Source organism: Achromobacter sp. AONIH1, assembly GCF_002902905.1.
Taxonomy (GTDB): Bacteria; Pseudomonadota; Gammaproteobacteria; order Burkholderiales; family Burkholderiaceae_B; genus Achromobacter.
Window position 1 is genome coordinate 5837567 of sequence record NZ_CP026124.1, and the last position, 15062, is coordinate 5852628.

A 15062-nucleotide genomic window follows, 5' to 3' on the forward strand; every position below is an offset into this window, starting at 1 on the left:
TCACGATATTTAGAGCAGGCCCACTTCCTGGAGGGCGCGGCGCACCGTCTCATGGTGCTGCGCACCGAGCTCGACCAGCGGCAGCCGGTAGCCCAGCTCGCTGCGGCCCATCTGGGCCAGCGCCCACTTGACGGGAATGGGATTGGCCTCGACGAACAAGGCCTTGTTCAGACGCGCCAGGCGGGCGTTAAGTTCACGCACCTGGGGCACGTCGCCAGCCAGGGCGGCCGCGCATAGCTCGCGCATCAGGCGCGGCGCCACGTTGGCGGTCACGGAAATATTGCCGCGCGCGCCCAGCAGGATCAGTGCGGCCGCGGTGGGATCGTCGCCGCTGAAGACCTGGAAGCTGGCCGGCGCCTCGCGCAACAGCAGGCCGCCGCGCGCGATGTCGCCGGTGGCGTCCTTGATGCCGATGATGCCGGGCACCTGCGCCAGGCGCAGGACCGTCTCGTTGCTCATGTCGGCAACGGTGCGGCCCGGCACGTTGTAGAGAATGGTCGGCAGATCCACCGCTTCGGCGATGGCGCGGAAGTGGCGGTACAGGCCTTCCTGCGAGGGCTTGTTGTAGTACGGCACGACCGACAGGCCGGCCTGCGCGCCCACGGCCTTGGCGTGGCGGGTCAGGTGGATGGCTTCGTCGGTGGAGTTGGCGCCCACGCCGGCGATGACCGGGATGCGGCCGGCGGCGTGTTCGACGGCGACGCGGATCAGCTCGGCGTGCTCTTCCATCGAGACGGTGGGAGACTCCCCGGTGGTGCCGACCACCACGAGCGCGTCCGTGCCTTCCTGGACGTGCCAGTCGATCAGCGACCGGTAGGCGGCGTAATCAAGACTGCCGTCGGCCCGCATGGGGGTGACCAGGGCCACCATGCTGCCTTGGAACGAATTGCCCTGGGACGAACTGCCCTGGGAACCAACGCCTGCGGCGGTTGCAGGGGATGCCATAGATGAGAGGCTCCATAGCCCCATGGCGGGATTGCCCCGGGGCCACAATCGATTAAACCGACGAGTTTAACGGAATTTGGCGGGAATCCTATAGCAGAAACCACTGGACGATCGAGGTACCCAGCCCGATTATGGGACGCATCAAGGTCCACAGCACGCCGGTGGCCAGCAGCACCACCACGATCATCAGCCCGTAGGGCTCGATTTTCGAATATTGCCAGGCCAGCCGGTTGGGGAGCAGGCTGAAAACGATCCGTCCCCCGTCCAGCGGCGGCAGCGGCAGCAGGTTCAGCGCCATCAATACCAGATTGACGTTGACGCCGGCCACGCCCATCTCGAACCAGAAGCTCTCCTGCATGCCCGATTCCAGGAACAGCCGCAGCGCCAGGGCCCACAGCACGGCCATCAGCATGTTGGCCGCCGGTCCGGCCAGCGCCACCCACAGCATGTCCTGCTTGGGCCGGCGCAGGCGCCCGAAATCGACCGGCACGGGCTTGGCCCAGCCGAAAAGCATGCCCGGGCTGCCCAGCAGCTTGGACGCCAAGAGGATCGCCACCGGCACCAGCAGCGTGCCCACCGGGTCGATGTGGCGCGCGGGGTTCAGGCTGATGCGACCGGCCTGGTAAGCCGTGGGATCGCCGAACAGGCGCGCCACATAGCCGTGGGCCGCCTCGTGCAGCGTGATCGCGAAGATGACCGGCAGCGCGTAGACCGCGATGGTTTGGATGATGTCGTTCATGGCGAACCGGATTGTAAAGTGCCGAAGCCGGCGCGCCGCAAGGCAGCGGAGATTCTTTTTGGATCAGCCCGCGAGCCCGGCGCTCAGGCCAGGCCCAGGCTGGCGGGATCGCCGCGCCCGACGCGCACGACGACGGGTTCGTCGCTGGTCAGGTCAATGACAGTGGTGGGCGATTGCGGGCAGGCGCCCGCGTCGAGAATGGCCGCGAGTTCATGGTCGTAGCGCGCGCGGATGTCCTCGGCGTCGTTGAGCGCGTCGGACTCGTCCTTGGGAATCAGCGTGGTCGACAGCAGCGGCCCGTCCGTCTGCTCCAGCAGGCCAAGCATGACGACGTGGTCCGGCACACGAATGCCGATGGTCTTGCGCGAGGGATGCGAAACACGCCGCGGCACTTCCTTCGTGGCTTCCAGGATGAAAGTCCAGGGGCCGGGCGTGGCGGCCTTGAGCAGCCGGTACTGGCGGTTGTCGACCCGGGCGAAATGGCCGATCTCGGCCAGGTCGCGGCACAGCACGGTCAGGTGATGGCGATCGTCGAGGCCGCGCAGCCGGCGCAGGCGGTCGGCGGCGTTCTTGTCGTCGAGCCGCGCCACCACCGCGTAGCTGGAATCGGTGGGCACCGCCACCAGGCCCCCTTCGCCCAGCCATTGGGCCGCCTGCTTGAGCAGGCGCGGTTGGGGATTCTCGGGATGAATGGATAGAAACAGAGCCATGGGTTTATCCTAACACTCCTGAAGGCCGCGCAGGCAAGCGCGGTAATGCAATATGGCGGGCCTGTGGCCCGCCCGGAGAAGAAAATGCGTTTGGACGATTCGCGCGAAAGCGACAATGTGGAAGACCGCCGCGCGAGCGGCCCGCGCATCGGCGGCCGCGGCACCATCGGCATCGGCACCATCGTGCTGGCGCTGGTGGCCATGTATTTCGGCGTGGATCCCAACGTCGTGCTGCAGATGGCCGAAGGCCCGACCGCGCAGCAACAGCAGGCGCCGGCGCAGCGCCCGCCGGCGGACGATCCGCAGGCCCGTTTCGTGGCCAAGGTGCTCGGCGAGACCGAGGACACCTGGGCCGCGATCTTCCAGAACGACCTGAACCGCCGCTACGCGCCGCCCAAGCTGGTGCTGTTCCGCGGCGCCACCCCCACCGCCTGCGGCACCGGCCAGTCCGCCATGGGGCCGTTCTACTGTCCTGGCGACAGCAAGGTGTACATCGACCTGGCCTTCTTCGACGAGCTGAAGAACCGCTTCAAGGCGCCGGGCGATTTCGCCCAGGCCTACGTGATCGCGCACGAGGTCGGCCATCACGTGCAGCACCTGCTGGGCATCTCGGACCAGGTCGACAACCTGCGCCGCCGCAACCCGTCGCAGGCCAACGCGCTGTCGGTGCGCATGGAACTGCAGGCCGACTGCTTCGCCGGCCTGTGGGCGCAACGCGCCAACGCCGCCCGCCACATCCTGGAAAGCGGCGACGTGGAAGAAGCGCTGGCCGCCGCCACCGCCATCGGCGACGACCGGCTGCAGAAGCAGAGCCAGGGCTATGTCGTCCCCGACACGTTCACCCACGGCTCCTCGGAACAGCGCGTGCGCTGGTTCAAGCGCGGCCTGGAAGGCGGCAGCCTCAAGCAGTGCGATACCTTCTCGGCCGGCCAGCTGTAGGCCGGCGGACGCCGCGCTCACGCTGTATGGATACACAGCGTGAGTACGTGATCGCGCCGCTTCTTGTAAGATTACGCCCCCTCGCAATGTTGCACGCGTGAGTCTCCCGCCGCTGCCCGCGAGCGGCGCGGTGTATCTACGACAAAGCAGCGACGACAACGCATCGACGGCAAGGCGTCAACGACAACGCCTCCTCGACAGCGCGACCCAGACCCGATATCCGTTTCATGGCCAACAAGTCCGAACCCTTAATCACCGTTGATGAGGTGCAAGAGATCCTTGCCGAACCCAAGGAAACCGTAAAGCCGGTTGCCTGGGTGCCGAAGCCGGCGGCCAACAATGTGCAATGGATGGAGTTCTCCAGCCCCTGCAAGGTCAAGGGCGAAGTGCGCGAGGACGTGATCTTCCGCGTGACCTACCGCGCGGCGCGCACCGATGTGCATGGCCAGGCCACGATCTTCCTGGCCGAGACTTTCTGCGCCAGCCTGTTCGTGGGCCCGCACCGCGTGTACGGCGTGGATACCGACGACTCTTTCCATACCAGCCTGGTGGGCGAAGGCCGGCCGCTGTTCCGCAAGCCGCTGGCCGACCGCAGCCACGAGCATCTGTGGGTGGACGCGGGCGAAGGCTATGCCGAGCCGGTGACGCCGCCGCTGCAGACCATCGCCGCGCTGATGCAGCATTTCCTGCCGCGCGCGAATCTCACGCTGACCGGCGGCTTCGCGCATCCGCTCAAAGGCCGCCAAATCGAATTGATCCTATGAGCACTTTCCTGGAAGCCTCGGGCTGGACCGTCCTGCCCGCGGGCGAACATGCCATTCGCGCCGTATCGCCCATGACGCTGGGCCTGGACGGACAGCACGCCGCCTTCTTCATCGCGCGCCCCGACGACGCCTCGTTCTACCTGACCGACGCCTGTGAAACCGCCATGCACGCGGCCAGCTACGGCATCGACGTGGCGGCCAAGCGCATCGATATCCTGAACGAGACGCCCGGCGTGAGCCTGGCGCATTTCGACAAGTCCGGCGCCATCGTCGCCTCCGGTCCCAACGAACAGTTGCAGGAAGCGCTGTGGGACGCGGTGAAGCTGGCCATGGCGCTGTCGTTCCAGTGCGCCAAGTGGATGCCCAGGTTCAGCCAGCTGCGCTTTCGCGCGCAGGTCGGCCGCGCGCTGGCCGAGGCCGTGGGCGCGAACCGCATGGTCAAGGGCGCCCGCGCCAAGGGCAGCAGCGGCCACACCGCGGATTTCGCCTACGCCGTGCGGGCCGCGGGCAGCACCGCGCTGACCTATATCGAGCCGATCGCGCTCAAGGCCGGCAAGAAGATGGACTGGACCCAGGTCTACCAGACCCACGGCAAGATGTCGGATGTGAAGATGGCCGATGCGCGCAATTCGCGCATGGTCATCCTGGAGGACGGCGCCTCGGCCGAGGAGTTCAAGAAGGCGGTGGCGATCCTGGAACAGTCCGCCACCGTGCAGACGCTAGCCAAGACGCGCGACTGGCGCGAGGTCTTCGCGGACTGAGCGCGGCGCGCCGTCAGGAAGGAACGCTGGTCAGGCCGTCGACGATTTCGCGGCCATGCAGTATCGCGGCGTGCACCGCCTCGCGCGGGCTGTAGACATAGCCGCCGTCGGCGAAGCGCGGTACCGGATATTCGTCGCCGCCATCCTGCACGGCGCCCGCCTGGACCACGGTGATCGATGCGATGAAGATGGGGCCGCTGGACAGCGCCTGGACCTCGGCGCCCGCGCCCCGGGATACTCTGGCCGTCAGGCGGTATCCCTTGTAGATCAAGTTGTTCTGATGCACTTCGGATGCCCTCTATCTGCGGTCCAGCATACCGCGCCTGTTCATGACAGTTCGGATATGTTTTGTAACGACGGCAGAAGACAGAAACACTGTTGCATCGAACATGGCTCGTCCCCGTTTTCATCGACCGCTACACGGCGTCCGGTCGATTGGCGTATCGATAGGCCTGACGCGGCCTGCGGGTCAATGGCAAGGTTCGCCGCGACGACCGCGCAGGCATCGATTACGGGATTACCCTAGCTCCTGTTGCGTGCGCGCACCTTCGGACCAAGTCATGCCCGTCGCCTGCATGTGCCGCTCCAGGGTCCAGCCCCGGCCCAGCAGGACCATGCGCGTGTGCAGATCGCCCAGCACGGCCGCGTCCACCGCGCGGCCCAGGTAGCTCAGTCGCTTGCGCCGCAGGTCCACATAGCCCAGCTCGTAGTCGCGCGCCAGCCCCAGCCACAGCCGATGCGCCCCTTCCGACTGGCGCGCTCCGCTCATGATGCACAGTCCCGCGTCCAGCCCCCAGCGGTACACGGCCGTCGCCAGCCCCATGCGCTGGTAGGGCGCGGCGTACTTCGAATGCGGCGCGCGCAGATAGGGATCGGCGCGCCGTCCGACTTCGATCAACCGGTTGAACACCGTGTAGCCCGCCACCCGGTCGCGCCGCAGATCCACCACGTAGACGTAGTACTCGCCATCCGCCTCGCGGTGGCGCAGCACCAGGCCAGGGATGTCGGTGCGGACCTCCGGCAGCCCATACAGCCGGTCCGAAGAACGGCTCATGCGATTGCGGATGGCGTCCAGTTCGGACCCCACTTCGTCCGGCGTGTGATTCACGTCGATGCGCAGTTCCGTCACCAGGCCCAAGGCCAGACGGATTGCGGGCAGCGCCAGCGTAGGCACGGCAAACTCCTGTAGCAGGTTGAGAAAGGAAAGATCATGGGCGCGGCCAGTCCGCGTCCATGTGAAAAGGGCCGCATCCGCGGCCCGAATGTCGAAGTCTGGACAGCGCGCTAAGCCGCGGCCGGACGGGACGCGATGTCCCAATCCTTGCCGGCGACGGCCTGCGCGCCGGCATCGCCGAAGAACGCCGGAAACTGGCGCTCGCCCTTGCGCGTGAGGCGCACCGCGCGTGAATCCAGGTCGCGGCTGACCCAGCCGCGTTCGGTCAGCGCGTCCAGCAAGGCCGCGCCCAGCGCGCCGCCCAGGTGCGGACGGCGCTCGCTCCAGTCCAGGCAGGGGCAGGCGAAGCGGCGACGGCGGCGGCGCGCCTCAGCCGCGTCCACGCCGATCTGCGCGAGCGAGGCTTCGCCCAGCGGGGTCAGCGCGTAGTCCTTGCCGTCGGCCGCCAGCCACTGGCGCGTCAGCATCGCGTCGTGCATGCGCACCGCCAGGGTGCCGGCCATGTGGTCGTAGCAGGTGCGCGCCTCGCGCAGCGCCGATGGCGTGCTGGGCTTGAACGGCGTGCGCTCGGCGCCGGCCACCACCAGCAGGGCCTCCAGCGCGCGCGCCACTTCGCCATTGGCCAGCCGGTAATAGCGATGCTTGCCCTGCGCCGCCTGTTCGACCAGCCCCTGGTCGCGCAGGCGCTGGAAATGGCTGCTGGCCGTGGACGCGCCGATCTCGGCGGCCGCGGCCAGCTCGGTGGCGGTGCGCGCGCGACCGTCCAGAAGCAGGCACAGCATGCGCGCGCGCGCCGGATCGGCGATGGCGCCGGCGACGGAAGAAAGCTGGCTGTCGGCGAAGTCGGAATCCATATTTCGGCCTTGATCGAAGTGTAGTGCGCAGCCCCAAGCATACTGCGGCTCATCGAAACAAGACACCCGCAACGCCATGCGCAGCCCCCCGAAGTTCTTTGGCTGGACCGTTGTTTACGCCGCCTTCGCGCTGGCCATTTTCGGCTGGGGCGTGGGTTTTTATGGCCCCCCGGTGTTTCTGCACGCGGTCGCGCAACGCAGCGGCTGGAGCCTCGCGCTGGTGTCCGGCGCGGTAACGCTGCACTTTCTCACCGGCGCGGCGGTGGTGGCCAACCTGCCCCGCATCTATCGGCGCGTCGGCGTTCCCGCGACCACCGCGACCGGCGCGGTGCTGCTGGCGCTGGGCGTATGCGGCTGGTCGCTGGCGCAAGCGCCTTGGCAGCTGTACGGCGCGGCGCTGGTCAGCGGCTGCGGCTGGGTGGCGCTGGGTCCGGCGGCTGTCAACGCGCTGATCGCGCCATGGTTCGCGCGCCGGCGTCCGGCCGCGCTGAGCATGGCGTACAACGGCGCCAGCCTGGGCGGCGTGCTGTTCTCGCCCTTGTGGGTCTTCCTGATCGCCCAGGCCGGCTTTCCCCTGGCCGCGCTAGGGATCGGACTGATCATGGTGACGCTGATCGCGGCCCTGTCGCGCTGGGTATTCACCGCGACCCCGCAGCGCCTGGGCCAGCATCCCGATGGCGAAACCGCCGCGGCGTCCGCAAGCGCGCCCCCCGGCGTGCCCGAACGCGTGCCCAGCCTGCGGCGCGACCGCGCCTTTCTGAGCCTGGCCGCCGGCATGGCGCTGGGGCTGGTGGCGCAGATCGGCCTGATCGCCCATCTTCTGTCCGCGCTGGCGCCCTTGCTGGGCGCGCAGACCGCCGGCATCGCGATGGGGCTGGCCACCGCCGCCGCCATCGCGGGCCGCACGCTGGTGGGCTGGCTGATGCCGGCCGGCGCCGACCGGCGCGTGGTGGCCTGCATGGCCTATGGCGTGCAGCTTTGCGGCTCGCTGGTGCTGGCGCTGGCGCCGGGCCAGCTCTGGGCAGCGTGGCTGGGCGTGCTGCTGTTCGGCTCCGGCATCGGCAACGCCACCTCGCTGCCGCCGCTCATCGCCCAGACCGAGTTTTCACGCGAGGATGCGCTGCGCGTCGTGCCCTTGATCACCGCGCTCTCGCAAGCCGCCTATGCCTTCGCCCCGGTGCTGTTCGGCCTGCTGCGCGCGCAGCTAGAGCAGGCCGGGCAGCAGCCGTTGCGCTTCGCGGCCGCCGCCGCGCTGCTGCAGGCGGCCGCGATAGGCAGCCTGGCCTGGGGCCGGGGCGCGCGCGGCGTCGCGCGCAACGCCGCGCAACCGACCGCGTGACAGTCGCGCGAAATGGCCGGAGCCCAGCCGACGCCACGCGCGGATGTGAAGTCTCAGCCCAGTCCGCCGCGCCGCGCCACCAGTCCCGCCATGACCGCGTCGCCCTCTTCCGCCAGGCCTTGCGCCACGCCCTGCCGATCGGCAGGGGTGCGGTTCTGGCTGGCTTTCCACTTGCCTTCGATACGCGCGATGGGAATCTCGACGCCCACGATGGCGCGCATCTGCGCGGCGATGAAATCGGCCGGCGCGTCCGCCACGCGCCAGGGCAGGACGCGGGCCTTCTCCTGGCTCTCGGTCAGGGCCTCGAGCTGCGCGCGCAACCATGCCGGATCGTCCTGGATCACCGGCTTGCCCCACGCATGCACGGCAACGAAATTCCAGGTCGGCACGACCTTGTGCGTCTCTGCCTTGGTGGCGTACCAGGACGGCGTGACATAGGCCTGCGGACCATGAAAAGCCACCAGGCATTCGGCGCCCGAGGCCAGCTCGGCCAATTGCGGATTCGCCCTGGCCATATGCAGGCGCAGCACGCCGCGCTCGCCTTCGGGATACAGCAGACAGGGAATATGGTTGGCCATCAATCCGCCCGGCCCGGCCGTCATGACCACGCCCAGCGGATGGGCGCGGATGAAATCATGCTGGACGTCGAGGGCATCCTCGCGGAAGGCGGAAGGCAGATACATGGCGGCGGTCGAATCGGTACGTGGAAAACCCGACGATAGCGCCGCCGTGGCTCCACTCAAAGAGCCAGAAAACCCTGGATTTATGGAGCCAGAACCCGGCCGCAGACATGCGCCAGGCCGCCCGGCGCAGGTCTCAGCCCGCCAGCCGCTTGCTCAACAACACCGTCGTGAAACCGCTGTCCCACTCCTCGTCGGGATAGGTATCGATTTCCTGATAGCCATTGCGGGCGTAGAAGGCGCGGCTGCGCACATTGAAGTCGTCCGTTTCCAGGCGCGCCTCGCGCACGCCGGCCTGGCGCATGGCGGCCTCGGCCAGCGCCAGCAGCGCGGCGCCCACGCCGCGTCGCTGCATGTCGGGCTGCACGTGCAAGGCCCAGATGAAATTGCCTTCCCAATCGACCATGCCGGCGACCGTTCCGTCCAGTTCGCAGACATGGAACAGGAGCCCGCGTTCGGCGACATACGCGGCCGTCTTGCCGCTGGCGCGAAAGCGCGCATCGGTCTGCGCCGACATCTGCGGCATCCAGGTGGTTTCGTAGGTGCGCATCAACAGGTCCACGAGCGCGGGCGCGTCTTCGCGCCGCGCCGGCCTGATGTGCAAAGCGCTGCTGGAATTTTTCATGCGCGGCAGTGTAGCAATACCGCCGCGTCCGCGCGCCGGGCCAGCGCGCTAGCGCCGCACGCGCTCGTAAGCCTGGTTCATGCGTTCGCGGGCCGCCGTTTCATGCGCATAGGCGCGGTCATAGCTTTCCAGGCAACCCATCGTGGGGTTGGGCCATTTGATCGCGGCGATCGCGGCGGTGAGTTCGTCGCGCGCGCGCTGCCATTCCTTGACCGCTGCATACCATTCCTTGGCGGTGTCCATAGAACGTCTCCCCTATGTGCACAGCCCCATCGTATTCCTGCGCAACGCGTTTGCATCTAGGTAATTCGCACTAGCTCGCCCCGCTTGCGGCATGCCTGCCACAACCTGCTTTCGACCGCTCCGATTCCCGAGAGGGTTAACCCGGAACATGCCGCCCGCCCCGGCATCCGGTCACGGAACCCGGGGCGCAAACGCATGTCGAACCACGCGATTCCAACGGTCACATCACGTTGTGACGCATATTGACGTCAACCCGTACTGACTCGCGGCCCCGGCAAATGCTACTGTTCCGCCTATGCAAGGAGTTCATGCAATGGATCAGAAAACCAAGCCCTGGGCTTTTCCCAAGCCTCACCCGGAAAACACCCCTCGCGGCGAACGCAACAAGCAAGAGTTCGATGTTGCGCCAGACACCCGGAAACCCGCGCCCAAGGCGCGTCTGAAGGAAAGCGCCCAGCGCGCAGGCACCGCACGCTCATAGTCCGCGCACGTCACCACGCCAGCCGCGCCGGCCGCGGCATCCGCAGTCCTGGATCCCATCCGCCACGGCGCCCCGCCGTCCGGCAAGCTCCACGTACAAGGCCCCATCTTCCTTCTTCCGACGCGCAGGCGCGCGTCGGTTGGCGCGCGCCTGCGCGCTTGCCCCGTCGCCGACAACAAGGGAAAACGACGCGGCTGATCCGGCGCGGCGTATAGATCTCGGGCGCGAGCGGCGTCCAGGCGCCGCGGCGGCGGATTGCGTGCTCATGCAAAGCTCCTATCTGGATGGCCTGGCGTTCAGGCGATGAAACCGGCCGCGCGGAACACGCGGTCGTAGATGTCGCGCACCACGTCCTGCTTGCGCTGGTTGTACTGCGTCATGTCCTGCGTATCGCTGGCCGCGCCCTGCTTGGCCTGTGCATACCGCTGCCGATCCTCGGCGCTGCCGCGCAGCCAGTCGCGGAACATGCGATGACGGATTGCCTCGGGGCAGTCAGGGCCGAACACGTGCAGGTTCACGCGCGGCAAGGCCAATTGCAGGCAGCGGTGCTGATGCCAGGACGGCTCGCGCACGCGCAGCTCGTAGCCCAGCGCCTCCAGGGCCGGCACGTACAGGTCCTCGCGCGTGGGGTCGGCCACGGCCACGTCGATATCGATGACCGGCTTGGCCGGCAGACCGGGCACCGCGGTGGAGCCTATATGCTGGATGTCCAGGGCAACCGGGCCCAGCGCGCGGCGCAGGTCGGCCGCCAGCCCGTCATAGCGCGCCGGCCATTCCGGGTCATAGGCCACGATGACGATGGATTCCGGCGCGGGCTTGCCGCGGACCCAGGGGTTCTCGTCCGGGTCGGAATCATAGTGGCGCATGATGGCTTCGGGGGTGGGCATGGGCATCGCGAACTCCTGGGAAGCACGCCAGCATACCCGAGCCCAGCCGCCCGTCAGGCGCGCATCAGCCCCTGGTGTGCTCCCGCGCGGGCTGCACGCGGCGCCAGCCCGCGGTTTCGTCACGCTTGTCGTGGGTGTACTCCCACTCCGTATCGCAACGCGCGCAGACGAACAGCTCCTGGCGCGCGCCCTTGCGAGCCGCCTCCATGCTGCGCACTTCGCCCAGGCTGACCAGGTGTGGATGGCCCGCCGCGCCGCGCTTGTCGGGTTCGATCGCCGAGCAATCATTGCAGGTTGCCATGCTCCACTCCTTTCATTTTTCTTTCATTGAGAGGACATGCTAGGAAATCGAAGCGGGACGATGTTCAGCAATTCTCACCAAAAAGTGAACGGCGTCCACCCCAATGCGCCTGGCCCCGCTCGGGGTTTCTTGCCATCGAGGCCCCCTCCATGACGCCACGGCATGCTTGTGCTAGCGTAGTCTCCCCTCAATTCCCGCTACCCACCCGCCATGGCCCTGTTCAACCTGGCCGATGCCGCCGACCGCCTTCCCCACGCATGGAAATCGGCCATCCTCGCCCGCTCCGGTGACTGCAACATCAAGATCCTGAAAATGGACCGGCAGCCCTATCCGGACGAAACGCATGACTACAACGAGGCGCTGATCGTCGTCAGCGGCATGCTGCGCCTGTCGGTCGCGGGCGAGACAATCGAGGTGAAGGCGGGCGACATGTACGTGGCGCAGGCGGGCGTGCCCCATGCGGTGTTGGAGGGCAGCCATGGGGTGCTGATGATCGTGGATCCGGTCGAGGATGAATGCTGACGACGCCATGGTGGACCCACAACAACTGAACAAGCGCATCGACCTCATGAAAAATGAGGCGCAAGCGTACATATTGGCGCAAAAGCAGGATTTCGATGCCGCTTTTTCGTCGGACAGCTGCTTGCCTCCGAAGAAGCAGAAGGACTTTGAGAAAACCCTGAGTTCAGTAGCTGATCGCCTGGTTCGATGTCACCGGCGCGCCTCAACGATCCGATTACATCGGCCGATATCTTGCTGGCTTGAGCGACATCCCGGATAAAGCGAAATATCTGGAGCATTCCGACACAGGCAAGCTGATGACTCAGCGATGGTGAAGAACCGGTCCGTCGATATCGACCCCACGCACAGCTTGCGTGCGTTTCTGAGAGCCGAGCATGGCTACGCCGACATCGTCGAAAACCTGTACACGAAAGACGTTGCGCCCTTCTCTGCCCTGCTCGAACGCGCCCTGCATTACCGGGTTGGCTCGTCGATTACCGAGAACGGAGAATTCAGGACCGCTATCGCCTTTCACCTCATTCCCAGATAGAAAAAGCGATAGCGCAAGAATGGCTGGATCGCAAGACGGCTGAGGAAATGATGTGAAGCTGCGCGGCAGCTGTCCGCCGTGATTAGAATACCCGCACCCCCCAATACCGTTGGGCCATTGCACGGAATCTTCATGAAAGACGTTCGCACCTTCACATTCGCGCTCGCGGTCGTTGCCGTCATGCTTGCCCTGGCCAATCCCGCCGCGGCGGAACAGGGATGCGCAGATGGCTACAAGCCCACGCCCACGCAGAACGGCGTTGAATGCCGACCGGTTCCCGGTCTGTACAGAGGATCGGGCGCAGGGGCCGCCCCCCAGGTCCGCTGGGAGGAACGCTGGGGTGCGATCGTCATGGATGCCGCTTCCGGCATGACCGGCATCGGCGGCAGCCAGCCCACCGAGGAAGCCGCCATCCAGGCCGCCACGGCCATGTGCCAGCGCAAGGGCGGCAAGAACTGCCGCGTCGACATCACCTATTCCAATCAATGCGGCGCACTCGCCTGGGGCAGCAGCCATGCCGTCTCGGCCCGTGGGCGGACGCTGGAAATCGCGTCCAAGTTCGCCATCGACGCCTGCGAGAAAACGACCGGCAAGAAGTGCGAGGTCTTTTTCTCCGATTGCAGCTTGCCGGTGCGGGCCCAGTAGTCAGGACGCGCTTCGATCCTTCACGCTTCGATCTTTCAAGATCCCGCTCGATTTTTCTTCTTATGGCGGCGGAATAAAAAAGGCGCTTAGAGTGATCTAAGCGCCTGATTTCACTGAATTCTTGGGGTGGCTGATGGGACTCGAACCCACGACAACCGGAATCACAATCCGGGACTCTACCAACTGAGCTACAGCCACCACTGGTACTGCTTTTTTTCCTGCCTTTTTTCTTCCACCGCCCCAGTGATTTTCATCACCCGGCAGCAAAGAAGCGAAATTCTAGCACAGTTTTTTCCGCGCGCGTAAGCCCTCTCCCCGACTCGCCGCAATCCGACATCTTGCTATCCTTGCGGCTGGCCCATTTTCGGGTTGGTCCATCGTGGGCCGGCCCATCTCGGAGACACGCTGACCGCCCATGGACCTGCACGCCATCCTGCTCGAATACTGGCCGCATATCGTGTTCGTCGTCAGCCTGGCGGCCGGCGCCGGCGCCGCCGTGCATGCGGCCATGACCAAGCAGGACGTGCGCTCTGCCATCGGCTGGGTGGGCCTGACGCTGCTGTCGCCGCTGTTCGGCGCGCTGATCTATGTCGTGGCGGGCATCAACCGCATCCGCAAGACGCGACTGTCGCAGCAGCGCGACGAGGCCATGCTGGAGGACGCGGCGCAGGTCGAGACCGCGCCTGTCGACGTCGCGCCGATCTCCGGCTCGCAATTCGCCTCGCTCAAGGTGCTGGGCGACCAGGTCAGCCGTTTCCGGCTGCTGGGGGGCAACGCGGTCCTGCCGCTGGCCGGCGGCGACGAAGCCTACCCGGCCATGCTGCAGGCGATCCGTGACGCCAGCCACGCGGTGGCGATGCAGAGCTATATCTTCGACAACGACCCCATCGGCCGCGAGATGGCGCAGGCGCTGATCGAAGCGCATGAGCGCGGCGTGCAGGTACGCGTGCTGATCGACGCCATCGGCTCGCGCTATTCGCGCCCGCCCATCGTGCGCATGCTGGCGCGCGGCGGCGTGCCGGTGGCGCGCTTCATGACCAATCCGCTGGGCGTGCTGCGCATGCCCTACGCCAACCTGCGCAGCCACCGCAAGATACTGGTGGTGGACGGGCGGGTGGGCTTCACCGGCGGCATGAACGTGCGCGCCGCCTTCGTCACCGCGCTGTCCGGCGCGGACACCAATGCCGACACGCATTTCCGTCTGGAAGGCCCCATCGTCACGCAGCTGATGTCGGTGTTCGCGCATGACTGGAACTTCACCACGCACGAATCGCTGCCGCAGCGCCCCTGGTTCGATCCTGACGCCGCGCCCGCCGGTTCGATTCCGGTGCGCTGCGTGCCCTCGGGCCCCGACCGCGCGCTGGGCAGCACGCACAACATGCTGCTGGGCGCGCTGGCGGTGGCCCAGCGCCACGTGCGCATCCAGTCGCCCTACTTCTTGCCGGACCAGACCCTGATCGGCGCGCTGGCCACGGCGGCGCGGCGCGGCGTGGTAGTGGACATCGTGATTCCCGGCAAGAACAACCTGCGGCTGGTCGACTACGCCATGACCGCCCAGCTGGATCAGGTGGTGCGCACCGGCTGCCGCGTCTGGCGCTCGCATGGCGCCTTCGACCACTCCAAGCTGATGACGGTGGACGACGCCTGGACCTATGCCGGCTCGTCCAACCTGGACCCGCGCAGCCTGCGGCTGAACTTCGAGCTGGACACCGAGATCTACGATCCCGGCGTGTCGCACGGCCTGGGCGCGCGCATCGACGGCATCATCGGACAGGCCCGCCGCGTGACGCTGGAAGACCTGCAGCAGGCGCCCTTCGCCAAGCGCCTGCGCAACAAGGTGATCTGGCTGGCCACGCCTTATCTCTGACACGGCCCGCGCAAGCGGTCCCAACTCTCTGACGCATTCCTCGCGGGCCGTCCCGCC

General features: G+C 66.8%; 21 protein-coding genes and 1 tRNA gene. 10 read left to right on the plus strand and 12 right to left on the minus strand.

The annotated features are described in order from the left end of the window. Positions 1–9 precede the first annotated feature (9 nt). From dapA to C2U31_RS26645, 3 genes are all read right to left on the minus strand, one after another. Positions 10–945 carry a 4-hydroxy-tetrahydrodipicolinate synthase gene (gene dapA, locus C2U31_RS26635; RefSeq protein WP_369869709.1) on the minus strand — a complete coding sequence of 312 codons (936 nt, stop codon included), beginning with the start codon at positions 943–945 and terminating at the stop codon, positions 10–12. A gap of 88 nt (positions 946–1033) precedes the next feature. Continuing rightward, entirely contained in the window at positions 1034–1684 is a 651-nt protein-coding gene (locus C2U31_RS26640; RefSeq protein ID WP_103275546.1) for a site-2 protease family protein, read from the minus strand. Positions 1685–1767: 83 nt separating this feature from the next. Next, positions 1768–2394 carry an L-threonylcarbamoyladenylate synthase gene (locus tag C2U31_RS26645; RefSeq protein WP_103275547.1) on the minus strand — a complete coding sequence of 209 codons (627 nt, stop codon included), beginning with the start codon at positions 2392–2394 and terminating at the stop codon, positions 1768–1770. 84 nt (positions 2395–2478) lie between these two features. Here C2U31_RS26645 and C2U31_RS26650 point away from each other — a divergent pair, with 84 nt between their 5' ends. From C2U31_RS26650 to C2U31_RS26660, 3 genes are all read left to right on the plus strand, one after another. After that, positions 2479–3333, plus strand: coding sequence for a neutral zinc metallopeptidase (locus C2U31_RS26650; protein ID WP_103275548.1), 855 nt, complete (start codon positions 2479–2481; stop codon positions 3331–3333). Positions 3334–3560: 227 nt separating this feature from the next. Beyond that, a complete protein-coding gene (locus tag C2U31_RS26655; protein WP_103275549.1) occupies positions 3561–4097 on the plus strand; it encodes a hypothetical protein in 537 nt (178 codons plus the stop codon). Then, positions 4094–4858 carry a DUF1828 domain-containing protein gene (locus C2U31_RS26660; RefSeq protein WP_103275550.1) on the plus strand — a complete coding sequence of 255 codons (765 nt, stop codon included), beginning with the start codon at positions 4094–4096 and terminating at the stop codon, positions 4856–4858. Before C2U31_RS26655 ends, C2U31_RS26660 begins: the two co-directional genes overlap by 4 nt. Before the next feature lie 13 nt (positions 4859–4871). On the opposite strand, the gene C2U31_RS26665 is transcribed toward C2U31_RS26660, so the two are convergent. From C2U31_RS26665 to C2U31_RS26675, 3 genes are all read right to left on the minus strand, one after another. Beyond that, the gene (locus tag C2U31_RS26665) at positions 4872–5144 is read right to left on the minus strand and encodes a hypothetical protein (protein WP_103275551.1); all 273 of its coding nucleotides are present in this window, start codon (positions 5142–5144) and stop codon (positions 4872–4874) included. 231 nt (positions 5145–5375) lie between these two features. Beyond that, a complete protein-coding gene (locus tag C2U31_RS26670) occupies positions 5376–6032 on the minus strand; it encodes an N-acetyltransferase (protein WP_103275552.1) in 657 nt (218 codons plus the stop codon). Between the two features lie 110 nt (positions 6033–6142). Beyond that, complete coding sequence (locus C2U31_RS26675) at positions 6143–6886, minus strand: helix-turn-helix transcriptional regulator (protein WP_103275553.1); 744 nt, start codon at positions 6884–6886, stop codon at positions 6143–6145. A 76-nt stretch (positions 6887–6962) separates the two neighbouring features. Here C2U31_RS26675 and C2U31_RS26680 point away from each other — a divergent pair, with 76 nt between their 5' ends. After that, complete coding sequence (locus C2U31_RS26680) at positions 6963–8225, plus strand: MFS transporter (protein WP_103275554.1); 1263 nt, start codon at positions 6963–6965, stop codon at positions 8223–8225. Between the two features lie 53 nt (positions 8226–8278). Here the strand turns inward: C2U31_RS26680 and C2U31_RS26685 are convergent, their stop codons facing one another. From C2U31_RS26685 to C2U31_RS26695, 3 genes are all read right to left on the minus strand, one after another. Next, positions 8279–8908, minus strand: coding sequence for an FMN-binding negative transcriptional regulator (locus tag C2U31_RS26685; protein WP_103275555.1), 630 nt, complete (start codon positions 8906–8908; stop codon positions 8279–8281). Between the two features lie 133 nt (positions 8909–9041). Next, positions 9042–9530, minus strand: a complete 489-nt coding sequence (locus C2U31_RS26690) for a GNAT family N-acetyltransferase (RefSeq protein WP_103275556.1) — start codon at positions 9528–9530, stop codon at positions 9042–9044. Positions 9531–9578: 48 nt separating this feature from the next. Next, positions 9579–9773 (minus strand): hypothetical protein, encoded by a 195-nt coding sequence (locus C2U31_RS26695; RefSeq protein ID WP_103275557.1) that lies wholly within the window; start codon positions 9771–9773, stop codon positions 9579–9581. A gap of 313 nt (positions 9774–10086) precedes the next feature. On the opposite strand from C2U31_RS26695, the gene C2U31_RS30850 reads away from it, so the two are divergent. Continuing rightward, positions 10087–10254: a hypothetical protein gene (locus C2U31_RS30850; RefSeq protein ID WP_199770901.1), complete on the plus strand. Its 168-nt coding sequence runs from the start codon at positions 10087–10089 to the stop codon at positions 10252–10254. A 296-nt stretch (positions 10255–10550) separates the two neighbouring features. On the opposite strand, the gene C2U31_RS26700 is transcribed toward C2U31_RS30850, so the two are convergent. Both C2U31_RS26700 and C2U31_RS26705 read right to left on the minus strand, forming a co-directional pair. Beyond that, on the minus strand, positions 10551–11147 hold the full coding sequence (locus C2U31_RS26700) for a GrpB family protein (protein WP_233772513.1): 597 nt from the start codon (positions 11145–11147) through the stop codon (positions 10551–10553). Positions 11148–11205: 58 nt separating this feature from the next. Further along, the gene (locus C2U31_RS26705) at positions 11206–11442 is read right to left on the minus strand and encodes a hypothetical protein (protein ID WP_103275558.1); all 237 of its coding nucleotides are present in this window, start codon (positions 11440–11442) and stop codon (positions 11206–11208) included. 210 nt (positions 11443–11652) lie between these two features. On the opposite strand from C2U31_RS26705, the gene C2U31_RS26710 reads away from it, so the two are divergent. The 4 genes from C2U31_RS26710 to C2U31_RS26720 all read left to right on the plus strand — a co-directional run bounded on the left by C2U31_RS26710 (position 11653) and on the right by C2U31_RS26720 (position 13138). Then, a complete protein-coding gene (locus tag C2U31_RS26710; protein ID WP_103275559.1) occupies positions 11653–11964 on the plus strand; it encodes a cupin domain-containing protein in 312 nt (103 codons plus the stop codon). Further along, positions 11954–12223, plus strand: a complete 270-nt coding sequence (locus tag C2U31_RS30855) for a hypothetical protein (protein ID WP_199770902.1) — start codon at positions 11954–11956, stop codon at positions 12221–12223. Before C2U31_RS26710 ends, C2U31_RS30855 begins: the two co-directional genes overlap by 11 nt. A gap of 48 nt (positions 12224–12271) precedes the next feature. Then, entirely contained in the window at positions 12272–12493 is a 222-nt protein-coding gene (locus C2U31_RS30860; protein WP_199770903.1) for a hypothetical protein, read from the plus strand. A 132-nt stretch (positions 12494–12625) separates the two neighbouring features. Then, the gene (locus C2U31_RS26720; protein WP_103275560.1) at positions 12626–13138 is read left to right on the plus strand and encodes a DUF4189 domain-containing protein; all 513 of its coding nucleotides are present in this window, start codon (positions 12626–12628) and stop codon (positions 13136–13138) included. 122 nt (positions 13139–13260) lie between these two features. On the opposite strand, the gene C2U31_RS26725 is transcribed toward C2U31_RS26720, so the two are convergent. After that, positions 13261–13336 (minus strand) — tRNA-His (locus C2U31_RS26725). A gap of 217 nt (positions 13337–13553) precedes the next feature. Between C2U31_RS26725 and C2U31_RS26730 the strand changes: the two genes are divergently transcribed. Beyond that, a complete protein-coding gene (locus C2U31_RS26730; protein ID WP_103275561.1) occupies positions 13554–15005 on the plus strand; it encodes a phosphatidylserine/phosphatidylglycerophosphate/cardiolipin synthase family protein in 1452 nt (483 codons plus the stop codon). Positions 15006–15062 lie beyond the last annotated feature (57 nt).

Coding starts and splice junctions, on each gene's coding strand:
- C2U31_RS26645 (WP_103275547.1), bottom strand. CDS start 2,394: ATGGCTCTGTTTCTATCCATTCATCCCGAGAATCCCCAACCGCGCCTG.
- C2U31_RS26710 (WP_103275559.1), top strand. CDS start 11,653: ATGGCCCTGTTCAACCTGGCCGATGCCGCCGACCGCCTTCCCCACGCA.
- C2U31_RS26655 (WP_103275549.1), top strand. CDS start 3,561: ATGGCCAACAAGTCCGAACCCTTAATCACCGTTGATGAGGTGCAAGAG.
- C2U31_RS30860 (WP_199770903.1), top strand. CDS start 12,272: ATGGTGAAGAACCGGTCCGTCGATATCGACCCCACGCACAGCTTGCGT.
- C2U31_RS30850 (WP_199770901.1), top strand. CDS start 10,087: ATGGATCAGAAAACCAAGCCCTGGGCTTTTCCCAAGCCTCACCCGGAA.
- dapA (WP_369869709.1), bottom strand. CDS start 945: ATGGCATCCCCTGCAACCGCCGCAGGCGTTGGTTCCCAGGGCAGTTCG.
- C2U31_RS26705 (WP_103275558.1), bottom strand. CDS start 11,442: ATGGCAACCTGCAATGATTGCTCGGCGATCGAACCCGACAAGCGCGGC.
- C2U31_RS26700 (WP_233772513.1), bottom strand. CDS start 11,147: ATGCCCATGCCCACCCCCGAAGCCATCATGCGCCACTATGATTCCGAC.
- C2U31_RS30855 (WP_199770902.1), top strand. CDS start 11,954: ATGAATGCTGACGACGCCATGGTGGACCCACAACAACTGAACAAGCGC.
- C2U31_RS26685 (WP_103275555.1), bottom strand. CDS start 8,908: ATGTATCTGCCTTCCGCCTTCCGCGAGGATGCCCTCGACGTCCAGCAT.
- C2U31_RS26675 (WP_103275553.1), bottom strand. CDS start 6,886: ATGGATTCCGACTTCGCCGACAGCCAGCTTTCTTCCGTCGCCGGCGCC.
- C2U31_RS26650 (WP_103275548.1), top strand. CDS start 2,479: ATGCGTTTGGACGATTCGCGCGAAAGCGACAATGTGGAAGACCGCCGC.
- C2U31_RS26720 (WP_103275560.1), top strand. CDS start 12,626: ATGAAAGACGTTCGCACCTTCACATTCGCGCTCGCGGTCGTTGCCGTC.
- C2U31_RS26695 (WP_103275557.1), bottom strand. CDS start 9,773: ATGGACACCGCCAAGGAATGGTATGCAGCGGTCAAGGAATGGCAGCGC.
- C2U31_RS26730 (WP_103275561.1), top strand. CDS start 13,554: ATGGACCTGCACGCCATCCTGCTCGAATACTGGCCGCATATCGTGTTC.
- C2U31_RS26680 (WP_103275554.1), top strand. CDS start 6,963: ATGCGCAGCCCCCCGAAGTTCTTTGGCTGGACCGTTGTTTACGCCGCC.
- C2U31_RS26640 (WP_103275546.1), bottom strand. CDS start 1,684: ATGAACGACATCATCCAAACCATCGCGGTCTACGCGCTGCCGGTCATC.
- C2U31_RS26660 (WP_103275550.1), top strand. CDS start 4,094: ATGAGCACTTTCCTGGAAGCCTCGGGCTGGACCGTCCTGCCCGCGGGC.
- C2U31_RS26690 (WP_103275556.1), bottom strand. CDS start 9,530: ATGAAAAATTCCAGCAGCGCTTTGCACATCAGGCCGGCGCGGCGCGAA.